Source organism: Clostridium sp. TJA020, from assembly GCF_058310295.1.
In genome coordinates this window covers 439063-460231 of the sequence record NZ_JBZEFC010000001.1, presented here as the reverse complement: position 1 = coordinate 460231, position 21169 = coordinate 439063, and the positions used below count along the sequence as shown (strand labels likewise).

16 protein-coding genes, 1 riboswitch and 1 other annotated feature are annotated in these 21169 nt (G+C 26.6%); of the genes, 11 read left to right on the top strand and 5 right to left on the bottom strand.

All coding sequences use genetic code 11. From position 1 onward, the window contains the following. Window positions 1–22: 22 nt before the first annotated feature. On the top strand, window positions 23–361 hold the full coding sequence (locus AC4FQ1_RS02520; RefSeq protein WP_491168852.1) for a hypothetical protein: 339 nt from the start codon (window positions 23–25) through the stop codon (window positions 359–361). 49 nt (window positions 362–410) lie between these two features. Next, window positions 411–582, top strand: a riboswitch (Lysine riboswitch). Between the two features lie 91 nt (window positions 583–673). After that, complete coding sequence (locus tag AC4FQ1_RS02515; protein WP_303127547.1) at window positions 674–1999, top strand: APC family permease; 1326 nt, start codon at window positions 674–676, stop codon at window positions 1997–1999. Window positions 2000–2494: 495 nt separating this feature from the next. Here the strand turns inward: AC4FQ1_RS02515 and AC4FQ1_RS02510 are convergent, their stop codons facing one another. Together AC4FQ1_RS02510 and AC4FQ1_RS02505 are read right to left on the bottom strand one after the other, a co-directional pair. Beyond that, window positions 2495–2956, bottom strand: coding sequence for a threonine/serine exporter family protein (locus AC4FQ1_RS02510; protein ID WP_303127545.1), 462 nt, complete (start codon window positions 2954–2956; stop codon window positions 2495–2497). A gap of 4 nt (window positions 2957–2960) precedes the next feature. Then, complete coding sequence (locus tag AC4FQ1_RS02505) at window positions 2961–3725, bottom strand: threonine/serine exporter family protein (RefSeq protein WP_491168851.1); 765 nt, start codon at window positions 3723–3725, stop codon at window positions 2961–2963. Window positions 3726–3910: 185 nt separating this feature from the next. On the opposite strand from AC4FQ1_RS02505, the gene glyA reads away from it, so the two are divergent. The 4 genes from glyA to ymfI all read left to right on the top strand — a co-directional run bounded on the left by glyA (window position 3911) and on the right by ymfI (window position 7892). Then, window positions 3911–5146 carry a serine hydroxymethyltransferase gene (gene glyA, locus AC4FQ1_RS02500; RefSeq protein WP_303127541.1) on the top strand — a complete coding sequence of 412 codons (1236 nt, stop codon included), beginning with the start codon at window positions 3911–3913 and terminating at the stop codon, window positions 5144–5146. 94 nt (window positions 5147–5240) lie between these two features. Continuing rightward, on the top strand, window positions 5241–6152 hold the full coding sequence (locus AC4FQ1_RS02495) for a metallophosphoesterase (RefSeq protein ID WP_491168850.1): 912 nt from the start codon (window positions 5241–5243) through the stop codon (window positions 6150–6152). A 55-nt stretch (window positions 6153–6207) separates the two neighbouring features. Beyond that, window positions 6208–7149, top strand: a complete 942-nt coding sequence (locus tag AC4FQ1_RS02490; RefSeq protein WP_491168849.1) for a dipeptidase — start codon at window positions 6208–6210, stop codon at window positions 7147–7149. A 5-nt stretch (window positions 7150–7154) separates the two neighbouring features. Beyond that, window positions 7155–7892 (top strand): elongation factor P 5-aminopentanone reductase, encoded by a 738-nt coding sequence (gene ymfI, locus AC4FQ1_RS02485; RefSeq protein WP_303127534.1) that lies wholly within the window; start codon window positions 7155–7157, stop codon window positions 7890–7892. Window positions 7893–7895: 3 nt separating this feature from the next. On the opposite strand, the gene AC4FQ1_RS02480 is transcribed toward ymfI, so the two are convergent. Both AC4FQ1_RS02480 and AC4FQ1_RS02475 read right to left on the bottom strand, forming a co-directional pair. Then, window positions 7896–9410, bottom strand: a complete 1515-nt coding sequence (locus AC4FQ1_RS02480; protein WP_491168848.1) for a sensor histidine kinase — start codon at window positions 9408–9410, stop codon at window positions 7896–7898. Further along, complete coding sequence (locus AC4FQ1_RS02475; protein ID WP_303127530.1) at window positions 9410–10081, bottom strand: response regulator transcription factor; 672 nt, start codon at window positions 10079–10081, stop codon at window positions 9410–9412. The genes AC4FQ1_RS02480 and AC4FQ1_RS02475 overlap by 1 nt, the downstream gene beginning before the upstream one ends. 145 nt (window positions 10082–10226) lie before the next feature. On the opposite strand from AC4FQ1_RS02475, the gene AC4FQ1_RS02470 reads away from it, so the two are divergent. The 3 genes from AC4FQ1_RS02470 to AC4FQ1_RS02460 are packed head-to-tail and all read left to right on the top strand — an operon-like array spanning window position 10227 to window position 13179. Continuing rightward, window positions 10227–11471 (top strand): M16 family metallopeptidase, encoded by a 1245-nt coding sequence (locus AC4FQ1_RS02470; protein WP_491168847.1) that lies wholly within the window; start codon window positions 10227–10229, stop codon window positions 11469–11471. 9 nt (window positions 11472–11480) lie between these two features. After that, window positions 11481–12119 (top strand): recombination regulator RecX, encoded by a 639-nt coding sequence (gene recX / locus AC4FQ1_RS02465; protein WP_491168846.1) that lies wholly within the window; start codon window positions 11481–11483, stop codon window positions 12117–12119. 1 nt (window position 12120) lies between these two features. Then, on the top strand, window positions 12121–13179 hold the full coding sequence (locus AC4FQ1_RS02460; RefSeq protein ID WP_491168845.1) for a transglutaminase-like domain-containing protein: 1059 nt from the start codon (window positions 12121–12123) through the stop codon (window positions 13177–13179). Window positions 13180–13204: 25 nt separating this feature from the next. On the opposite strand, the gene AC4FQ1_RS02455 is transcribed toward AC4FQ1_RS02460, so the two are convergent. After that, window positions 13205–13558 (bottom strand): tetratricopeptide repeat protein, encoded by a 354-nt coding sequence (locus AC4FQ1_RS02455; protein ID WP_303127520.1) that lies wholly within the window; start codon window positions 13556–13558, stop codon window positions 13205–13207. A 276-nt stretch (window positions 13559–13834) separates the two neighbouring features. Between AC4FQ1_RS02455 and AC4FQ1_RS02450 the strand changes: the two genes are divergently transcribed. After that, window positions 13835–18073, top strand: a complete 4239-nt coding sequence (locus AC4FQ1_RS02450; RefSeq protein ID WP_491168844.1) for an acyl-CoA dehydratase activase-related protein — start codon at window positions 13835–13837, stop codon at window positions 18071–18073. A 58-nt stretch (window positions 18074–18131) separates the two neighbouring features. Then, window positions 18132–18357, top strand: a binding site (T-box leader). 125 nt (window positions 18358–18482) lie between these two features. Further along, complete coding sequence (locus tag AC4FQ1_RS02445; protein WP_491168843.1) at window positions 18483–21128, top strand: valine--tRNA ligase; 2646 nt, start codon at window positions 18483–18485, stop codon at window positions 21126–21128. The last annotated feature ends 41 nt before the right edge of the window (window positions 21129–21169 follow it).

The window sequence follows — 21169 nt, the reverse complement described above, 5'->3', positions numbered from 1 at the left end:
TATAATAAAAGGAGAGTTTAATATGAAAGATACAATTAAATTAACAGATGTTGCAAAAGAATTAGGATTGAATATAAAAGTAGTTACATCAGTAAGATCTTTTAATAATTATAATGCATTTTATAATATATTTGATGATGCTGAGGAAGCGTGTAGACGTTTGGTTATATTAACACCTGATAATAATATTGAAGAAGTATATGATGAAAATCCAAGCGAATTAGTTGAAGAAGGTACATATGTTGACGGAAATTATTGGATAAAAGATTATAAATTAACTACTAATCCCAATAATATTGATATAGATAGTATAAATATAAAAAAAAGCACTTATATGAATATAAAAAATAATATAAAATAAATTGACATTATTAAAAATTTTGTCTACAATTACATAGTCACTAAAAAATAGGTAAGATAGAGGTTGCAATAATAATCAGTACTTTTAATGAGGTAAGCACGATGATTTTTAAGGAAAGGTATTATTGCCGAAATGTACAATGGAAGCTTTAAAATTGTATGTTGGGTTTACATAAAATATATGTAAAACTGTCACAAGTTTTGTGGAGAGCTATCTTTGTGTTTTGAATTTTAGTTATTCGGGCTCAGAGATTAGAATACTTCTCTGAGCTTTTATTTTACCTTTATAAAGATATACTTTAAGGAGGACTAAATGGAAGAGAGAAATTTAAAAAAGGAAATTAGTCTTTTCATGGCAACTATGCTTGTGTGTGGTAATATGATAGGATCAGGTGTGTTTATGCTTCCAGCAACACTTGCACAGCTTTCAGGACCACTTGCAACAATAATTGCATGGATATTAACATCTGCAGGATCAATACTTATTGCAATGTCATTTGCTAACTTAGGATCTAAATATCCTTCAACTGGAGGGGCATATCAATACACTAAGATTGCTTTTGGAGAATTTGCAGGATTTTTAAGTGCATGGTTATATTGGAATGGTTCATGGATAGGAAATGCAGCAATAATAGTAGCACTTTCAAGTTATAGTGCAGCAGTTATACCAGCTTTAAGAGATCCACTTATCTCTATAATTTATACAAGTGCCATACTTTGGTTCTTTACAATTATAAATATAATTGGAGTAAAAAAAGCAGGAAAGATTCAAACGGTAGCTACAGTATTTAAGATTGCATTTTTTGCTATATTCATAATAGTAGCATTAATTAATTTTGATACTGTAAATATAATGCCATTACTTCCTCAAGGAAAGGGACTTTCTACAATATCACTTGCAGCAACATCAACGCTTTGGGCTTTTGTAGGTCTTGAAAGTGCAACTGTTACAGCTGGGGAAATTAAAAATCCAGAGAAAAATGTAAGAAAGAGTACAATTTATGGAATGATTATAGCATCTGTTATATATATGTTAATAAGTGTAGCTAGTATGGGTGCTATGCCAAATTCAGAACTTGCAAATAGTCAAGCACCTTTAACTGATATATTAACTAGAATATTAGGTAGTTCAATTGGTAAGCCAATTACTATTGCAGTTGTAATATGTATTTTAGGTACAACCATTGGATGGCTTTTATCAACAGCACGTGTAGCTTTTGCGGCAGGAGAAGACGGAGTTTTTCCTAAATTCTTTGGAAAACTTCATCCTAAGTATGGAACTCCAGCAAATGCTTTAATAGTTGGATCAATTTTAGTAAATATACTTTTAATAATGAATTATCAAAAGAGTATGGTATCAGCATTTACATTTATAACAATACTTGCAACACTTTCATTTTTACCAATATATCTTTTAACAGCAGCGGCAGAAATAATGCTTATGTTTAAAGGAACAAAAGAATTTAATTTTGGAATTTTCATAAAAAAAGCTATAGTTCCATTATTAGCATTTATATATTCAATTTGGACAATATATGGTTCAGGTGCAGAAACTGTAATGTGGGGATTTATATTAATGCTTATAGGCGTTCCTTTTTATATATATAATTATCATAAAAATAAAGTTGAAATTAATTAATTAAAGATTAGCCTTTAAATTTAAAGGCTAGTCTTTTAGTTTATAAATAAATTAATAGTTATCAAATAAATATTTAATTAATACAAAAATATTTATTTGAATATATAAAATTAGAATTTTATAATTATAAGATAATTAAAGGTAAAAAAAGATAATATAAATAATATGAAGGATTTTATATTATAAAAAGAATTATTATGAAAGATATCTTTATAAGTGGTTGTATTATATTTAAAGATAATACAAATTTTATTAAATAAGCTATTGAAAGTACTAAAGGTATTCTAGATGAAATAATAATTTCAAATATATAAAATAAAGAAGAAGTAAAAAAGTTATAAAAACAATATTATATTGTAATTATGAATAATAAATTTGAAGGAAATTATTCATAATTAATAAATGAAATTATAAAAAGCTAATAGTAAAGTATATATTTGTTTTATATAGTGAGTAATTTTATTAATATTAAAATAAAAAGTGAAAGATTGAGAATTAAATTTTCTCAATCTTTTTTTTATATCTTTTATTTTTAACTAAATAATACTGTCTAGTAATTGTAGAGACAAATATAACTCCAAGAGCTAAAGCTCCTGCACTTGATAAAGTATTTAATCCTAATTCTATTGAATGAATGATATTTCCAGTTACAGCTTCATACATTGTATAATACATTCCAGATCCAGGAACTAAAGGGATTAATGCACAAACTACTAATGTTGTAACAGGAGTTTTTAATTTTCTAGCTAGTATTTCAGAATAAATACTAAAAATAACAGCAGATATAAAAAAAGATGTGGTTTGAGAAAAGTGAATTTTTAAGCATAAACTATAAACAAACCAACTTATTCCACCGCCTATACCAGCAAAAATTAGATTTTTACCATGAATATTAAATATTACAGCAAAACCAATAGTAGCAATAAAAGAACAAAGTGTTTGAATAAATATAGTCATATTATTATATACCTCCTAATATCTTAAGCCAGAAACTTATTACGCCACCTGTACCAACAGCAATTGCAATAGCAACTAAAAAAGCTTCACTAGCTTTTATAATTCCACCTAAATAATCTCCAGCTATTGTATCTCTTATTGCATTTGTAATAGCAAGTCCTGGAACTAGTATCATTATTGCACCTATTATAGTTTCATCAATATTATCTATAAATCCTAAGTGTAAAAATAATATTGCAAAAGCGGCAGAAGCTGCAGCACAAATAGTATTTATAAAAAAGTCGTTAATTGACATTTTAGTGAATATCATTGAAAGATATTTAATAAATGCACCTATAAAAAAAGATGCAATTAAGTCTTTTAAGTTTCCACCAAAAAGTATTGAAAAAAATCCTGCTGCTATACCAGAAAAAAATAAAGTTGATAATAAAGAATATCTTTCAGTATTATCTATATCTTTTAATTCAGCTTCAATTTTATCAAGAGGAGGTTTAGTACTTGCAATTCTTCTTGATAAGTCATTTATCCTTTCGATTTTATGTAAATCTACTCCTCGTATAGTTACTCTTTTTACTATAGAGTAAGTTTGATTTTTATAGCAAATAGACACCATTATTCCAGTAGGAGTAACAAAGCTATTAGCTTCATCAATTTCATAGGATTTACAAATTCTACAAATAGTTTCTTCAACTCTATATATTTCAGCACCACTTTGAAGCATAACAATACCTGCATATGTAGATAGATGAAGCAATTTATTTACGTTCAATATAATCACTCCTTGTGTAAATTTATAAATAAATTATAGCATAAATATATAAAATAAATATTGTATATATAATTAATAAAATGTGATATTTATTATATATACTTATAAATTTATTAAAAATATGTTGAAAAAATTAAAGAAGAACCGTATAATCTAATAAAAATAAATAAAATTGGGGTGTTATAATGAACTTTGAAAAAATTAAAGAAGAAGATAATGATATTTATGAATTAATAATGGAAGAAGTTGAAAGACAGGAAGAAGGAATAGAACTTATTGCATCAGAAAATTTTACAAGTGAAGCAGTAATGGAAGCTATGGGATCATATCTTACTAACAAATATGCCGAGGGTTATCCAGACAAAAGATATTATGGAGGCTGTCATATAGTTGATAAAGTAGAAGATATAGCAAGAGATAGGGCTAAAAAATTATTTAATGCAGAGCATGCTAATGTTCAACCTCATTCAGGCTCACAAGCTAATATGGCTGTGTATTTTTCAGTACTTAAGCCAGGAGATACTGTTTTAGGAATGGATCTAAGTCATGGAGGGCATTTAACTCATGGTTCACCTGTAAATTTTTCAGGAAGATTATTTAACTTTATATCATATGGAGTAGATAAAGAAACAGAAGTAATTGATTATGAAAATGTAAGACAAATAGCATTAGAGAATAAACCAAAACTTATAGTTGCTGGAGCTAGTGCTTATTCAAGAGAAATAGATTTTAAAAAGTTTAGAGAGATTTGTGATGAAGTTGGAGCATATTTTATGGTTGATATGGCACATATAGCAGGGCTTGTTGCAGCAGGACTACATATGTCACCTGTACCTTATGCTGATTTTGTTACATCAACTACACATAAAACCTTAAGAGGACCAAGGGGAGGTCTTATACTTTGTAAAGAAAAATATGCTAAAGAATTAGATAAAAATATATTCCCAGGAATGCAAGGTGGACCTTTAATGCATATAATAGCAGCAAAAGCTGTATGCTTTAAAGAAGCTTTAGAACCTAGTTTTAAAGAGTATATAGAGCAAGTAGTTAAAAATTGTAATGTATTAGCAGAAGAACTTGTTAAGTATGGTTTCAAATTAGTATCAGGAGGAACAGATAATCATTTAATATTAGTTGATTTAACTAATAAAGATTTAACAGGTAAAGATGCTGAAAAACTTTTAGATTCAATAGGAGTAACTTTAAATAAAAATACAGTTCCGAATGAAACAAGAAGTCCTTTTGTAACATCAGGAGTTAGAATAGGAACTGCTGCTGTAACTACAAGAGGATATAAAGAAGAAGATATGAAAGAAATAGCATCAATTATAAATGATGCTATAAATAAAAAAGTTTATGGTGATGAAGAATTAATTAATAGAGTTAAGAAATTAAGCTCTAAACATAGAATGTATATTTAATAAAAATTAAGCGAGTAGATTTTTCTACTCGCTTAATTTTTTAGGAAACACTGATAATATAATATATTATAAAATAATTTAAGTAGGATGTATTATGGGAAAGAGGGACTTAAAAAGAATATTAAAAAAATGCGAAACTTTAGATATTAGTATAAATTCTAAAATAGTTTTTATTAGTGATGTTCATAGAGGGGATGCTGGAACATCAGATTCTCTAGTAGGAAATAAAAATATATATTTAGCGGCTATAAATTATTATTATAAAGAAGGATATACATTAATTGAAGTTGGAGATGGAGATGAGCTTTGGAAAAATAAAGATTGCAAAGATATAGCATATAATTATAAAGATGTGTTTAGCATATATAATAGATTTAACAGTGATAATAGACTTTATATGATATATGGAAATCATGATAAAATTAAAAGTAAAAAAGATTTTAAAGAACAGCAAAGAAAAAAATTTCAAAAAATTGGAGGGAATTTTGGAGAAGATTTTATTAATCTTATATCCAAAACTAAGTTTTATGAAGGATTAGTAATAAATTTTAAGCCTTATAATAAAAAAGGATTAGTAGTTCATGGACATCAACTTGATATTATGAATAATGAATTAGCTTTTTTTAGTAGATTTTTAGTAAGATATTTTTGGAGAGTTATGGAAGGATTTTTTGGTTTTAAAGCTCCTAATAGTCCAGCAAGCAGTTATAAAAAAGGAAATAAAATAGATAAAGACCTAAATGATTGGGCAAGTGAAAATAAAATAATACTTATATGTGGACATACTCATAGAGTGAGATTTCCTAAGGTTGGAGAAGGAACTTATTTTAATGATGGTTCTTGTGTACTTCCACATAGTATAACATCAATAGAAATAAATAAAGGGCTTATAGCTTTAGTTAAATGGAATATAGATATTAGTAAAGATAACAATCTTTACATAAAAAGAAGTTTTCTAGAAGGACCTGAAAGGTTAGATAGTTATTTAAATTTTGTTAATAACTAAAAGTTATAATATAATTATTAGTAATAAAGTTTATCTGTGATTGGGGGAATAGCTTATGAAATATATAGATTTACATTGCGATACTGCATATAGAATGTTAAATGAAAATCTAGAACTTAAAGATAGTATATGTAAAGTAACATTAGATAAATTAAAAAAAGGTGGGGCACTTTCACAAATATTTGCGTTTTTTATAGATTTAGAAGAAATAAAAAGAAGTCCTTTTGAGGAATTTCATAAAATGTATAATAATTTTATGAAAGAAATAAATAAAAACAAGGATAAAATAGAAGTAATAAAAGATATAAAAAGATTAGATTCTATAGAAAATGATTCAAAGATAGGTGCAATTCTATCAATAGAAGAGGGAGAAGTTTTAGAAGGGGATATAAATAATGTGTCTAAAGTTTCAGATCTTGGAATCAAAATAATAACATTAACTTGGAATTATGAAAACACTATTGGATATCCAAACTACAATTTTAAATTTAAAGATAAAGGTCTTAAAGATAAAGGAATAGAAATAGTAAAGGAAATGGAAAAGTATAATATAATTCCAGATGCATCACATTTGTCAGATGGTGGATTTTATGATCTTTTAAGAATTTGTAAAAAGCCATTTATAGCAACTCACTCTAATGCAAGAGAAATTAAAAATCATCCTAGAAATTTAACTGATGATATGATTAAAAAATTATCAGAAAAAGGTGGAGTTATGGGACTAAACTTCTGTAGTGATTTTGTAGGAGAAAGCAAAATAACAAAGATAGATGACTTAGTAAAACATGCAACACATATAAAAAATGTTGGAGGAATAGATGTATTATCTTTAGGAAGTGATTTTGATGGAATAGAAAATGAAGTAGAGATTAAAGATACTAGTGAAATGAACAAGCTTTATTATGCTCTTAAAAAAGAAAGGTTTACTGATGATGAAATAGAAAAGGTATTTTATAAGAACATAATAAGAGTATTAAAAGAATGTAATAAGGAGTAAATTAAATGAAATTATTGGGAAAGGTTGCAATAGTAACAGGAGCTTCAAGAGGTATTGGGAGAGATATTGCAATAGAACTTGCAAAAAGTGGAGCAAGTGTTGTTATAAATTATTCAAAAGATGAAGATGGAGCTTGTGACACATTAAATATAATAAAAAGTAATGGTAATTTCGCAATAAAAATTAAGGCTGATGTTGGAGATTACGAAGATTCAAAAAAATTAGTTGATGAAACAGTTAAGACTTTTGGAAGATTAGATATTATAGTAAATAATGCGGGAAGAAGCAATATAGGGTTATTTATGGATTCAACTAAAGAGGACATAGATAATCTTATTAGAACTAATCTTTTAGGAGCTATGTATATATCAAAGCATGGACTTAAGTATATGCTTAATAATGGGGGAAGTATAATAAATATTTCATCTATGTGGGGAGATGTGGGGGCTTCTTGTGAAGTTATATATTCTACATCAAAAGGTGGAATTAATTTATTTACTAGGGCTTTAGCAAAAGAAATGGCGCCATCTAATATAAGAGTAAATGCTATAGCTCCAGGAGTTATAAATACAAGTATGAATGCTTTTTTAACTAATGAAGATAAGGAAGAACTAGAAAATGAAATACCAATGGGAAGATTTGGAGAAGGAAATGAAGTTGCAAAGTGTGTTTTATTTTTATGCTCTGAAGATTCATCATATATAACAGGACAAGTAATTAGAATAGATGGAGGAATGATTTAAACATCATTCCTCCATTTCACTTTGTTCAGCTTTTTTTAGTGTAAATTCAAACAAAACTCCAAGTTTAACATTTTTAATACTATATTTTGAATTATGAAGATCTAATATATTTTTTACTATAGCAAGACCAAGTCCAGTACTATTATCTTTTCTATTTCTTGATTTATCTACTTTAAAAAATTTATCAAATAAATTTATATTTTCTCCTTCTGGTATTGATGAACCTGTATTTAATACAGAAATTTTAAAGTTATTTTCATCAAAGTCCTCTATAGATACATATATTGAATTATTTTCACTTGTATATTTTATAGCGTTGGTAATAATATTAGTTAAAACTTGTTCCATTTGAAAAATATCAGCTTTAACATATGAATAATCAGTTTTAGGATTGAATTCTATAGAAAGTCCATTTTCTATACATTCATGTTTAAGTGTTTTTACAACTTTATTAATAAGTCTATTTATATTAAATATTTCAAAATTAGATTTTATAACTCCTGATTCAAGTTTTGAAAGCTCTAGCATATTAGCAACTAATTTTCCCATTTTTTTAGATTCATCTATTATTGTTTCAAGATAAAGTTTTAAATCATCACCAGTAACAATACCATCTTTAATACCTTCTGCATATCCTTCTATTATACCTATAGGTGTTTTTAATTCATGGCTTACATTAGCAACGAAATCTTTTCTCATAATATCTAGTTGTCTTTCTTTTTCAATATCTTTTTCAAGTTTTTTATTTTGCATTTTTAAATCATTTAATGATTTTTGTAAATTTTCAGATAAGAAATTTAGTGTTTTTCCTAAATTACCAATTTCGTCATCACTTATATTAGTACACTTTTCAGAAAAATCCATATTAGATAATTTTGTAGCTACATGATTAATCTTTTTTAATGGATTAGTAACTAATTTTGCAAAAATTAATGAAATAATTAAAGCAATAAACATTATTCCGATAAATACATAAATATAAAATTCACTTATAACATTACCAGCTTCTATTATTGGTTGAATTGATGATACAGCAAGCACTATAGAGTCATGCTTATAATTTAAAGACATTGATGAGGCAACGCCTATGTTTTTAATTTGACTATTATCAGTTGAAAATATAGTTGATATTGGTTTATTACTTGCTAGAAGTTTAAATAAAATATCTTTGTTATTTATCAAAGTAGAACAAAAATCACTAAGTATTTTTATATCATCTTTATCATTTTCTAAATTATTAGATATATATCTTAAGCTTCCATCTACTGAAAATATTGCGATTTTTGCATTGTTTGTATTTTCAAAGTTTTTTAGTGCTTTATAAAGGCCTGGCAAATTATTTAATTGAAAAGAATTTGCCTTAGAAAAGTTTTCAATTTCGTAAGTTAAATCTTTGATTTTTTTTTGCTCATAAAAGTCTTCAAATATAAAGGTTTGAAAAATTAAACTTAAAGCCATAAAAGAAACTAAAAATGAAGCTGTTATTATAAATAATTTTTTTGATAAAGTTTCTTTCATTACTTTACCTCAAACTTATATCCACTACCACGAACTGTAACTATATAATTTGCTTTATCTAAAAGTTTTTCACGAAGCCTTTTTATATTTGTATCAACAGTACGTATATCTCCATAGTAATCTATTCCCCATACGTTATCTAAAATTGTGTCTCTAGAAAGTGCAATTCCTTCATTAGATATTAAATATAATAATAGTTCATATTCTTTTGGAGATAGGGATATTTCAGTTTCATTTACTTTAACTTCATGAGACATTTTATTTATAGTAAGTCCATTAAAATCTTGTGAACTAGAGTCTATATCTGTTCTAGTTCTTTTTAATAAAGCCTTACTTTTTGCAACTAATACTTTAGGGCTAAATGGTTTTGTCATATAATCATCAGCACCAACTTCATAACCTTGTAACTTATCATCTTCTTCACTTTTAGCTGTAAGAAGTATAACAGGAACTGATGATACAGAACGGATTTTCTTTAAAAAAGATATTCCATCCATTTTAGGCATCATTATATCTAAAATTATTAAATCAATTTTTTCTTTAGAAAATACTTCAATACCTTTTTCACCATCTTCAGCTTCGTATACATTAAAATTTTCATTTATGAAATAATCTCTAATTAAAAATCTAATTCTTATTTCGTCCTCTACAATAAGTATTGATTTTTTCATAATATTAACCCTCCATTTTATTTAACCTAATTACATTATATACAAATATAAAAATATTTGAAGGGTTTCACAAGGTTTATGTTGTATTATTTATGAAAACATATTATATTAAAGGTTGTAATTAAATTACAAATAGGAGATGGATATGATTAAATTAAATTTCGATATAAATAAAAAAGTATTAGAAAACGGATTAAAAGTAATAACAGTAAAAAAAGATACAAAGATAGCATCAATAAATATTGGAGTAAATATTGGGGCAATGTATGAAAGAATGGATGAAAAAGGAATAAGTCATTTTATAGAACATATGTTGTTTAAAGGTACAAGCTCTAGATCAAATGAAGAATTAAATGAAGAATTAGAATATTTAGGAGGAGAATATAATGCATATACTGATTATGCATCAACAGTATACACTATAAGTTGCTTAGAAGATGAAATTAAAAATGCTACTATTTTACTTGGTGATATGATTATAAATTCAAATTTTCCAGAAGATGAAATAGAAAAAGAAAGAAGTGTAATACTTGCTGAAATAAGAACTAGCAAAGATGATATAGAGGATTTAAGCTTTAAAAAAACAAGTGAAGTAGCATTTGATAAAAGTTATTTAAAATTTGATGTTATAGGTTTCGAAGAAAATGTAAATAGATTTAATAGGGAAGATTTATATAAATATTATAAAGAAAATTATAGACCTAATAATTCTGTTATTGTAATGGTATCTTCTTTTGAACATAATGAAGCATTAAATATAATAAAAGAATCCTTTTCTAATTGGAAAATGAAAGAAACTAGAAAAAAAGAAGTAATATCAGAAAAAAATAAAAATGAAGAAGTTACAAGTTATAAAAACGAAATTGAACAAAGTACAATAGTATACTTATATACTTTTGATAACCTTAAAAAAGATGATGAACTTCCACTTAGAATACTAAATCATAGACTTGGAGAAAGTGCTAATTCACTGCTTTTTAGAGAGGTTAGAGAAAATAGAGGATTAGCTTATGATATATTTACACATTTAGATATAAATAAAGATTATAAATCATTATATATATATACTTCAGTAGGTGATGAAGATGTAGAAGAAGCAAAAGAAGCTATAGATGGTGTTATATCTTCAATATTAAATAACAAAATAAAGTTTACAGATAGAGATTTAAATATTATGAAAAAGGTTCATAAAACAGCAGTTATAAGTACACTTGAAGATTCAGCAGACCTTTGTAATTATATACTTCATCAAGAACTTGAAAATGAAAATTTACTAGAATTTGTTGATGATATGGATAGAATAAATAATATAGAAAAGAATGAAATTTATGAGGTTTCCAAAAAAGTTCTTAAAAATCCAACAATTCATATTTTAAGAAGAGAGAAATAAGGTGAAATTTTGAGCAAGATAACAAAAATAGAACAGTGTAAAAGAAATAAAGAGAGAGTAAATATTTATATAGATGAAGAATTTGCTTTTGCAATATATATGGAACTTGTATATAGATTTAATCTTAAGGTAAATGAAGAAGTAGATAAAGAAAAACTTACAGAAATTGCAAAGGTTGAAAATTTATCTAAATGTAAAGATAGTGCTTTAAAAACTATAGAAAGAAGTTATAAAACAGAGAAAGAGATTAGAGATAAACTTTTAAATAAAGAATTCGATGAAGAAACTGTTGAAAAAACAATAAATTTTTTAAAAGAGTACACTTTTATTGATGATTTAAAGTTTACTAAGATGTATGTTAAAGATAGAATAAGAACTCAAGGAAGAAATAAAATTAAATATGCATTAATACAAAAAGGTGTTAATAAATATTTAGTAGATGAAGTATTAGAAGAGTTAGATAGAAATGATGAAGAAGAGAGAGCACTTTTAATATGCGAAAAAAAATATTTATCAATATGTAAAAGAGAGGAGGATGATTTCAAAATAAAAAATAAGCTTATAAGATATATGTTAGGAAGAGGATATGAATATGAAGTAGCACGAAATGTTGTGTCTAAAATTTATTTACAATACAAGGGAGAATAATATGAATTTTACTCTACCTGAATTAGTTATTTTTACTATAATTTTTATGATTACATTAAAAAGTATAAAGGATTCATTTTTAAATAAAAGTCTTTTTTATGTGAAAAATTCTATAATAGGAAGTTCATCAAGTATTTTAAGCTTTTTTATAATATTTTATTTTTATAATTATTTTTACGAGAGAGTAAGTATAATTTTATCTAATATTTATAGTGGGAAAAGTTTGTTAGTATTATTTAGATTAATAGGATTTATAATAATATTTTGGACTATAAAGTGTATTATATATTTTATATTAAATTTTATAGATAGAATGTTTTTTAATTTTGAATTTAATGGAAATTCAAATTCTCAAAAAGCATTACTTATAACATTAAGTTCCTTTCTTGGTATTTTAAGAGGTTTTTTAATAGTTATAAGCCTCTTAATAGGAATAATCTTTTATAATGGATTAGTTAATAAAAAATTTGAAATAAATTTTTTTGATAAACTAAATATTTATAGTAAAATAGCATCTTCTATTGATAATAAAACTGTAGATAAAATAAAAAATGGATTATTTGAAGATAATTCATTAAAAACAATAATTTATTATAATGGTGTAACTTTAGATGAGGGGATAGAATCTAACAATTTTATAGATAGTAAGGCTATAAAAATAACAAAAGGCTTAAAAACAGATAGAGAAAAGGCTAGAGAGCTTTATAAATGGATTGGAAGTAATATAAAGTATGATTTTGAAAAGGCAGAAAATATTCAAAATAGTAGTTTAAATAGTAGTGGAGCTATAGTTGCCTTTAATGAAAGGAAAGGAATATGTTTTGATTATGCATGTCTTTTTGTAGCGATGTGTAGGGCTAATAATATAAGGGTTAGAATGATAATTGGTAAAGCTTATAATGGACATGAATACATAAATCATGCATGGAATCAAGTATATTTAAGTAATGAAGGAAAGTGGATTAATGTAGATCCAACATTTTATTCAGCAGGAAATTACTTTGATAATAAATATTTTAATAATGATCATAAAAGTAAGAGCATTGCTGGAGAGTGGTAAAGTTAGAAGGAGTGTTTATCTCATTCTAACTTTTTTTATGTTTAGATAATATTAAATCAATAGCCTTTTCACAATCTTTATCTTTGTTGTCTAAAGACCAAGATACATTGAAATATATTAAGGCTTTATTATTTTCATTTTTCATTGCATAACAGTATCCAAGATTAAAAAAATACTTACTATCCCTTTGTAAAGTTATTGCTTTTTTTAACATAGATATAGCATTATCGTAGTTTTTAAGCTTTATAAAGCAAACACCTGAATTATAGTAAGAACATGCTTCATTTTCATTATATTCAACAGCTTTTTGATAAAATTCTATAGCTTTTTCATAATCTTTTGTATTATATAATCTATTAGCTTCGCTAAAATAATTCATATATTCCTCCTTAAATTTAAAAAAAATTAACAAATTAAAATTTATTTTTTTAAAAGTGAATGAATAAAAGTATTAAACATTTACATTATATACATAGTTTTAATATTATATACGAAACTTACCAAATATATACTGAAATTTTAATAAAGATTTAACTTAACCTTAAATTTTTGATAAATAATAATGTGATAATATAATTATTATTGATTTGACAATTAGTTAATATATAATACATATATAAGTGTTTTATTTAAAATGGATAAGTAGGTGTAATTAATGAATAATTATAAAATGGGGTTGGATGTAGGATCAACTACTGTAAAAATAGTAGTTTTAAATACTAATAATGAAATAGTCTTTTCAGAGTATAGAAGACATTTTTCAGATATAAAAAATACAATTATACAATTAATTAAAGAATGTTATGAAAAAATTGGAGATAGAAAAATTACTGTAACTATAACAGGTTCAGGAGGATTATCATTATCAGAGTGGCTTGGAGTAAACTTTGTGCAAGAAGTTATAGCTTGTACAGAAACTATAGAAAAAGTTATAAAAGAAACAGATGTTGCAATTGAACTTGGAGGAGAAGATGCAAAAATAACATATTTAAGAGATGGGATAGAACAAAGAATGAATGGTACTTGTGCAGGTGGAACAGGTGCATTTATAGATCAAATGGCAGCTCTTTTAAATACAGATGCACAAGGATTAAATGAACTTGCAAAAGGACATACAATTATATATCCAATTGCATCAAGATGTGGTGTTTTTGCTAAAACAGACGTACAGCCATTAATAAATGAAGGTGCTAAAAAAGAAGATATCGCAGCTTCAGTGTTACAAGCTGTTGTAAATCAAACAATTGGTGGACTTGCGTGTGGTAAGCCTATAAAGGGAAATGTGGCATTTTTAGGAGGGCCACTTTATTTCTTATCAGAGCTTAGAAAAAGGTTTATAGAAACATTACAATTAAAAGAAGATGAAATTATATTTCCAGATAACTCACAGTTATTTGTAGCAATGGGAGCTGCACTTTTATCAGAAGAACAAGAATGTATATCCTTTAAAGAATTAGTTGATAAAACTAAAAATATTAGTGATGCAAAAGATGATAATATAGAAAGATTACCAGCATTATTTGAAAATAAAGAAGAGTTTGAAAAGTTTAAAGAAAGACATGATAAAGCTAAAGCTAAAAGAGGAAATTTAGAAAATACTAGAGGGAATGTATTTTTAGGTATAGATGCTGGTTCGACTACTACAAAGGTTGTATTAATAAATGAAGATAGAAAAATAATATATTCATTTTATGGTAGTAATGAGGGTAATCCATTAAAAACTATTATAGAAATAATGAATGATTTATATAGCAAATTACCAGAAGGGGTTAAAATTGCAAAAAGTACTGTTACAGGATATGGAGAGGCTTTAATAAAATCTGCACTTCATATGGATCTTGGAGAAATAGAAACAATAGCCCATTATAAAGCAGCTGAATACTTTTTACCTGGAGTTGATTTTATACTTGATATAGGTGGACAAGACATGAAGTGTTTAAGAATAAAAGGCGGAGTAATAGATAGTATATTACTTAACGAAGCTTGTTCATCAGGATGTGGTTCCTTTATAGAGACATTTGGAAAATCTTTAGGTATGGAAGTTAAAGATTTTGCAAAAGAAGCATTATTTTCAACTTCTCCTGTAGATCTTGGTTCAAGATGTACTGTATTTATGAATTCGAGAGTTAAGCAATCACAAAAAGAAGGTGCAAGTGTTGGTGATATATCAGCAGGGCTTTCATATTCAGTAATAAAAAATGCATTATATAAAGTTATAAAAATTAGAGACGAAAAAGAAATGGGAGAAAAAATAATAGTTCAAGGCGGAACTTTTTATAATGATGCAGTTTTAAGAAGCTTTGAGAAGATATCAGGTAGAGAAGTTATAAGACCAGATATAGCAGGACTTATGGGTGCTTTTGGAGCAGCTCTTATATCAAAAGAAAGATATGTAGAAGGTGAAGAATCTAGCTTACTTAAAAAAGAAGATATAAAAGGATTTAAAATGACATCTGAATTTAGAAGATGCGGTTTATGCGGAAATAATTGCTTGTTAACTGAAAATACATTTTCTACAGATGAAAAATTTATATCAGGTAATAGGTGTGAAAGACCACTTGGAATTCACATAAAAAAAGATGAAGTCCCAAATCTTTATAAATATAAATTTAAAAGAACGTTTGGATATAAACCATTAAAGAAAGAAGAAGCCCAAAGAGGAACTATTGGTATACCAAGAGTTTTAAATATGTATGAAAATTATCCTTTATGGTTTACTTTATTTACAGAGCTTGGATTTAGAGTGATAGCATCACCTGTTTCTTCAAAAAAATTATATGAAAAAGGTATAGATACGATACCATCAGAATCAGCTTGTTATCCAGCAAAGCTTGTGCATGGTCATATAATGAGTTTAATAGAAGCTGGAGTGGATACAATATTTTATCCATGTATACCATATGAGAAAAAAGAGTTTAGTGATTCAACTAACCATTACAATTGTCCTATGGTAACTTCATATCCAGAAGTAATTAAAAATAATATGGATATATTAGAAGAAAAAAATATAAAATATATTGCACCATTTTTCTCATTAGATAATGAAAAAGTATTGGTTAAAAGAATAGTTGAAGAGTTTAAAGACTTTAAAATAACATTAAATGAAGCAAAAGATGCAGTTAGAAAAGCTTATGTAGAAAGAGATAAATATAGAGCTGATATAAAAAATAAGGGAAAAGAAGTTATTGAATATCTTGAAAAAAATAATAAAAAAGGTATAGTTCTTACAGGAAGACCTTATCATATAGATCCAGAAATAAATCATGGAATACCAGATGTTATAACTTCATTTGGGATGGCAGTATTAACAGAAGATAGCATTTGTGATTTAGGTGAATTAAATGCTCCTTTAAGAGTAGTTGATCAATGGACTTATCATGGAAGACTATATAGAGCAGCAGCATATGTTAGAGATTCAAGAGTGTTAGAAATGATTCAACTTAATTCTTTTGGATGTGGATTAGATGCTGTAACAACAGATCAAGTAAATGAAATTCTTCAAGAAAAAGGTAAGATATATACTGTATTAAAAATAGATGAAGGAAATAATTTAGGAGCTGCAAAAATAAGAATTAGATCACTAAAAGCTGCTATTGAAGAAAGAGATAGAAATAATTATAGTCCAGTAACAGAGGATATAGAATATAAAAATCCTACATTTACTAAAGAAATGAAGAAAAAACATACAATATTATGCCCACAAATGTCTCCAATACATTTTGATATTTTACAAGAGGCAGTTAGAGCTTCTGGATATAACCTTGAAATATTACCATCAACAGATCCAGGTGCAGTTGAAGAAGGTTTAAAATATGTGAATAATGATGCATGTTATCCATCAATAATTGTAATTGGACAAATAATAAAGGCTTTAAAATCAGGAAAATATGATTTAAATAATACATCTGTTATAATATCTCAAACAGGTGGTGGATGTAGGGCAACAAATTACATAGGATTTTTGAAGTTAGCTATGAAAAATGCTGGATTTAATAATGTACCTATACTTTCATTAAATGCAGTTGGGCTTGAAAAGCAACCAGGGTTTAAAATAACTATAAGACTTATAAGAAGAGCTTTAATGGCGCTTATTTATGGAGATCTTTTTATGAGAGTTTTATATAGAACTAGACCATATGAAAAAGTTAAAGGTTCAGCAAATGAACTTCATAAAAAATGGGAAAAAATTGCTAAAGAAAATGTTAGAAATGGAAGCAAGAGAGAATTTAATAAAAATGTTAAAAATATAATAAAAGAATTTGATGAGTTAGAATTATTAGATATTAAAAAACCTAGAGTTGGTGTAGTTGGTGAAATATTAGTAAAATATCATCCAACAGCTAATAATGATATAGTAAGTCTTTTAGAAAGTGAAGGAGCAGAAGCTGTTGTTCCAGATCTTTTAGATTTCTTCTTTTATTCAGCTTACGATAGTGAATTTAAAGCTGATTATTTAGCATTTAGTAAGATGTCAAAGAACCTATCCAATTTAGCAATGAAATACATGAATAGTTATAGAAAATCAATGAATGAAGCTCTAGAAAAAAGTGAAAGATTTGAAGCACCTAAAAATATAAGAGATTTAGGTAAGATGGCTTCACAAATACTTTCACTTGGAAATCAAACTGGAGAAGGTTGGTTTTTAACAGCTGAAATGATAGAACTTATAAAAAGTGGTGCTGATAACATAGTTTGTATGCAACCATTTGCTTGTTTACCAAATCATGTAACAGGAAAAGGTATGATGAAAGCACTTAAAAAAAGATATAAAAATGCTAATATAGTTGCTGTAGATTATGATCCAGGTGCATCAGTTGTAAATCAAGTAAATAGAATAAAATTAATGCTTTCAGTTGCATTTAAAAAGATGAAAGAGGATAGTAATAAAAAATAAATTAAATATTTGACAAAAAACAAATATTACTATAACATATATATACGAAAATCATATATTAAAGGCTTAGAAAAAGAGGAGTAAATTTATTAAGTATCAAAGAGAAAAGGGATTAGGTGAGAGCCCTTTATACTGAATATTTTGAAGGTAGCTTTGGAGCTTCTTTAGTGAAATAGTAGTAACTAAAGACGGTTTTAAAATAATCGTTAATTGAATTAAGTGCTTATAATAAATATTTAGTTATTATAAGAATAAAGGTGGTACCACGAGCTTTCGTCCTTTTAGGATGAAGGCTCTTTTTTTATTTTATAAAAAAGCAAAAAAATTTATCTTTATATAAAATTATAAAAATAGTAATTATACTTAAATATAAATAATTTTTAGAAATTTATTAAAGGAGGAGATTGTAATGTCAGATATAAGAAATATTGAGACAACGTATAATCCAAAAGAATTTGAAGATAGAATTTATAAAACTTGGGAAGAAAAAAAATATTTTACTCCAAAAGTAGATAAAAATAAAAAGCCATATTCCATTATTATGCCTCCACCAAATATAACTGGTAAATTACACTTAGGTCATGCGCTTGATAATACACTTCAAGATATGCTTATAAGATTTAAAAGAATGCAAGGATTTGAAACTTTATGGCTTCCAGGAGAAGATCACGCTTCAATAGCTACAGAAGTTAAAGTTGAAAATGAATTGCTTAAGCAAGGCTTAAAGAAAAAAGAAATGGGAAGAGAAGCTTTCCTAGAAAAAGTTTGGGAGTGGACAGATGAATATAGAGAGAGAATAAGAACTCAACTTAAAAAAATGGGTTGTTCAGCAGACTTTACTAGAGAAGCATTTACTATGGATGAAAATTTAAATAAAGCTGTTAAGCATGTATTTGTTAAACTTTATAATGAAGGACTTATATATCAAGGAAATAGAATAACAAATTGGTGTCCTAAGTGTCAAACTGCTCTTTCAGATGCAGAAATTGAATATGAAGAAAAAGCAGGACATTTTTGGCATATAAATTATCCTCTTAAAAATGGAGAAGGATTTTTAGAAATAGCAACAACAAGACCAGAAACATTACTTGGAGATACAGCAGTTGCAGTTAATCCAAATGATGAAAGATTTAAGCATCTTATTGGAGAAACTTTAATACTTCCATTAGTAAATAGAGAAATTCAAATAGTTGCAGATGAGTATGTAGATTTAGAGTTTGGTACAGGTGCAGTAAAAATAACTCCAGCTCATGATCCAAATGATTTTGAAGTAGGTAAAAGACATGGACTTCCTGAAATAAGAGTTATGGATGATAAAGGATTCATAAATGAAAAGGGTGGAAAATATGAAGGTCTTGAAAGATATGAAGCTAGAAAGGCAATAGTTAAAGATTTAGAAGAACTTGGACTATTAGTTAAAGTTAAAGACCATAGCCATAATGTAGGAACACATGATAGATGTGGTACAGTAATAGAACCAATAATATCAAAACAATGGTATGTAAAAATGGAATCTTTAGCAGAACCAGCTATAGAAGTTGTTAAAAATGGAAAAACAAAATTTGTTCCAGAAAGATTTGATAAAACATACTTTAACTGGATGGAAAATATACAAGATTGGTGTATATCAAGACAGTTATGGTGGGGACATAGAATACCAGTGTGGTACTGTAATGATTGCGGACATATAAACGTAAGTGAATCAGAAGTAACAACATGTGAAGCTTGTAAGAGCAGTAATTTAGAACAGGAAACAGATGTTTTAGATACTTGGTTTAGTTCAGCGCTATGGCCTTTCTCAACACTTGGTTGGCCAAATAAAACAGATGATTTAGAATATTTCTATCCAACTAATACATTAGTTACAGGATATGATATTATATTCTTCTGGGTTGCTAGAATGATATTTAGTGGAATACATAATATGGGAGAAACTCCATTTGAAAATGTATTAATTCATGGAATAATAAGGGACTCAGAAGGAAGAAAAATGAGTAAATCATTAGGTAATGGAGTAGATCCACTTGAAGTTATCGATACTTATGGAGCAGATGCTTTAAGATTTATGTTAGTTACTGGTAATGCACCAGGAAATGATATAAGATATTATCCAGAAAGAGTTGAATCAGCAAGAAACTTTGCAAATAAAATTTGGAATGCTTCAAGATTTGTAATGATGAATTTAGATAGAGAATTAATGGATAAATATAAAGATTCAAATGAATATAGTTTAGCTGATAGATGGATACTTTCAAACTTAAATACTTTAATTAAAGAAGTTACAGAAAATATGGATAAATTTGAGCTTGGAATAGCTCTTCAAAAAATTTATGATTTCATGTGGAATGAATTCTGTGACTGGTATATTGAGCTTGTGAAACCTGTATTATATGGAGAAGATGAAAAGGCGAAAGGTATAGTTTATAATGTATTATTTAATGTTTTAGAATCAGGACTTAAATTACTTCATCCTGTAATGCCTTTTATAACAGAAGAAATATTTACGCATTTAAATGATAAAGAAGAAACAATAACTTTATCTAATTGGCCAGAATATAAAGAAGAATTAAATGATAAAAAAGCCGAGAATGATATGGCATTTATAATAGAAGCTATTAAAAACTTAAGAAATTTAAGAGCTGAAATGAATGTTAAGCCTTCAAGAAAAGCAAATGTTATATGTTATATATCAGATGAAGCTAAAGATGCATTTAAAAATGGAGCTGCTTATATTGAGAAGTTAGCATCAGCATCAAATGTTTCATTTATAGAAAGCAAAAATGAAGTTCCAGAAAATGCTGTATCATTAGTTGTTAAAGGTGGAGAATTATTTATGCCACTTCTTGATTTAGTTGATAGAGAAAAGGAACTTGAAAGATTAAATAAAGAACTTAAGAAATTAGAAGGAGAAATTGAAAGAATAGATAAAAAACTTTCAAATGAAGGATTTGTAGCTAAAGCTCCTGAAAAAGTAGTTCTTGGTGAAAAAGAAAAGAGAGTTAAATATGTTGAAATGTTAGAAGCTGTTAAAGGCAGAATTGATACATTAAAATAATTTAATTATTATAACGCTGGTAATTTAATTACCAGCGTTTT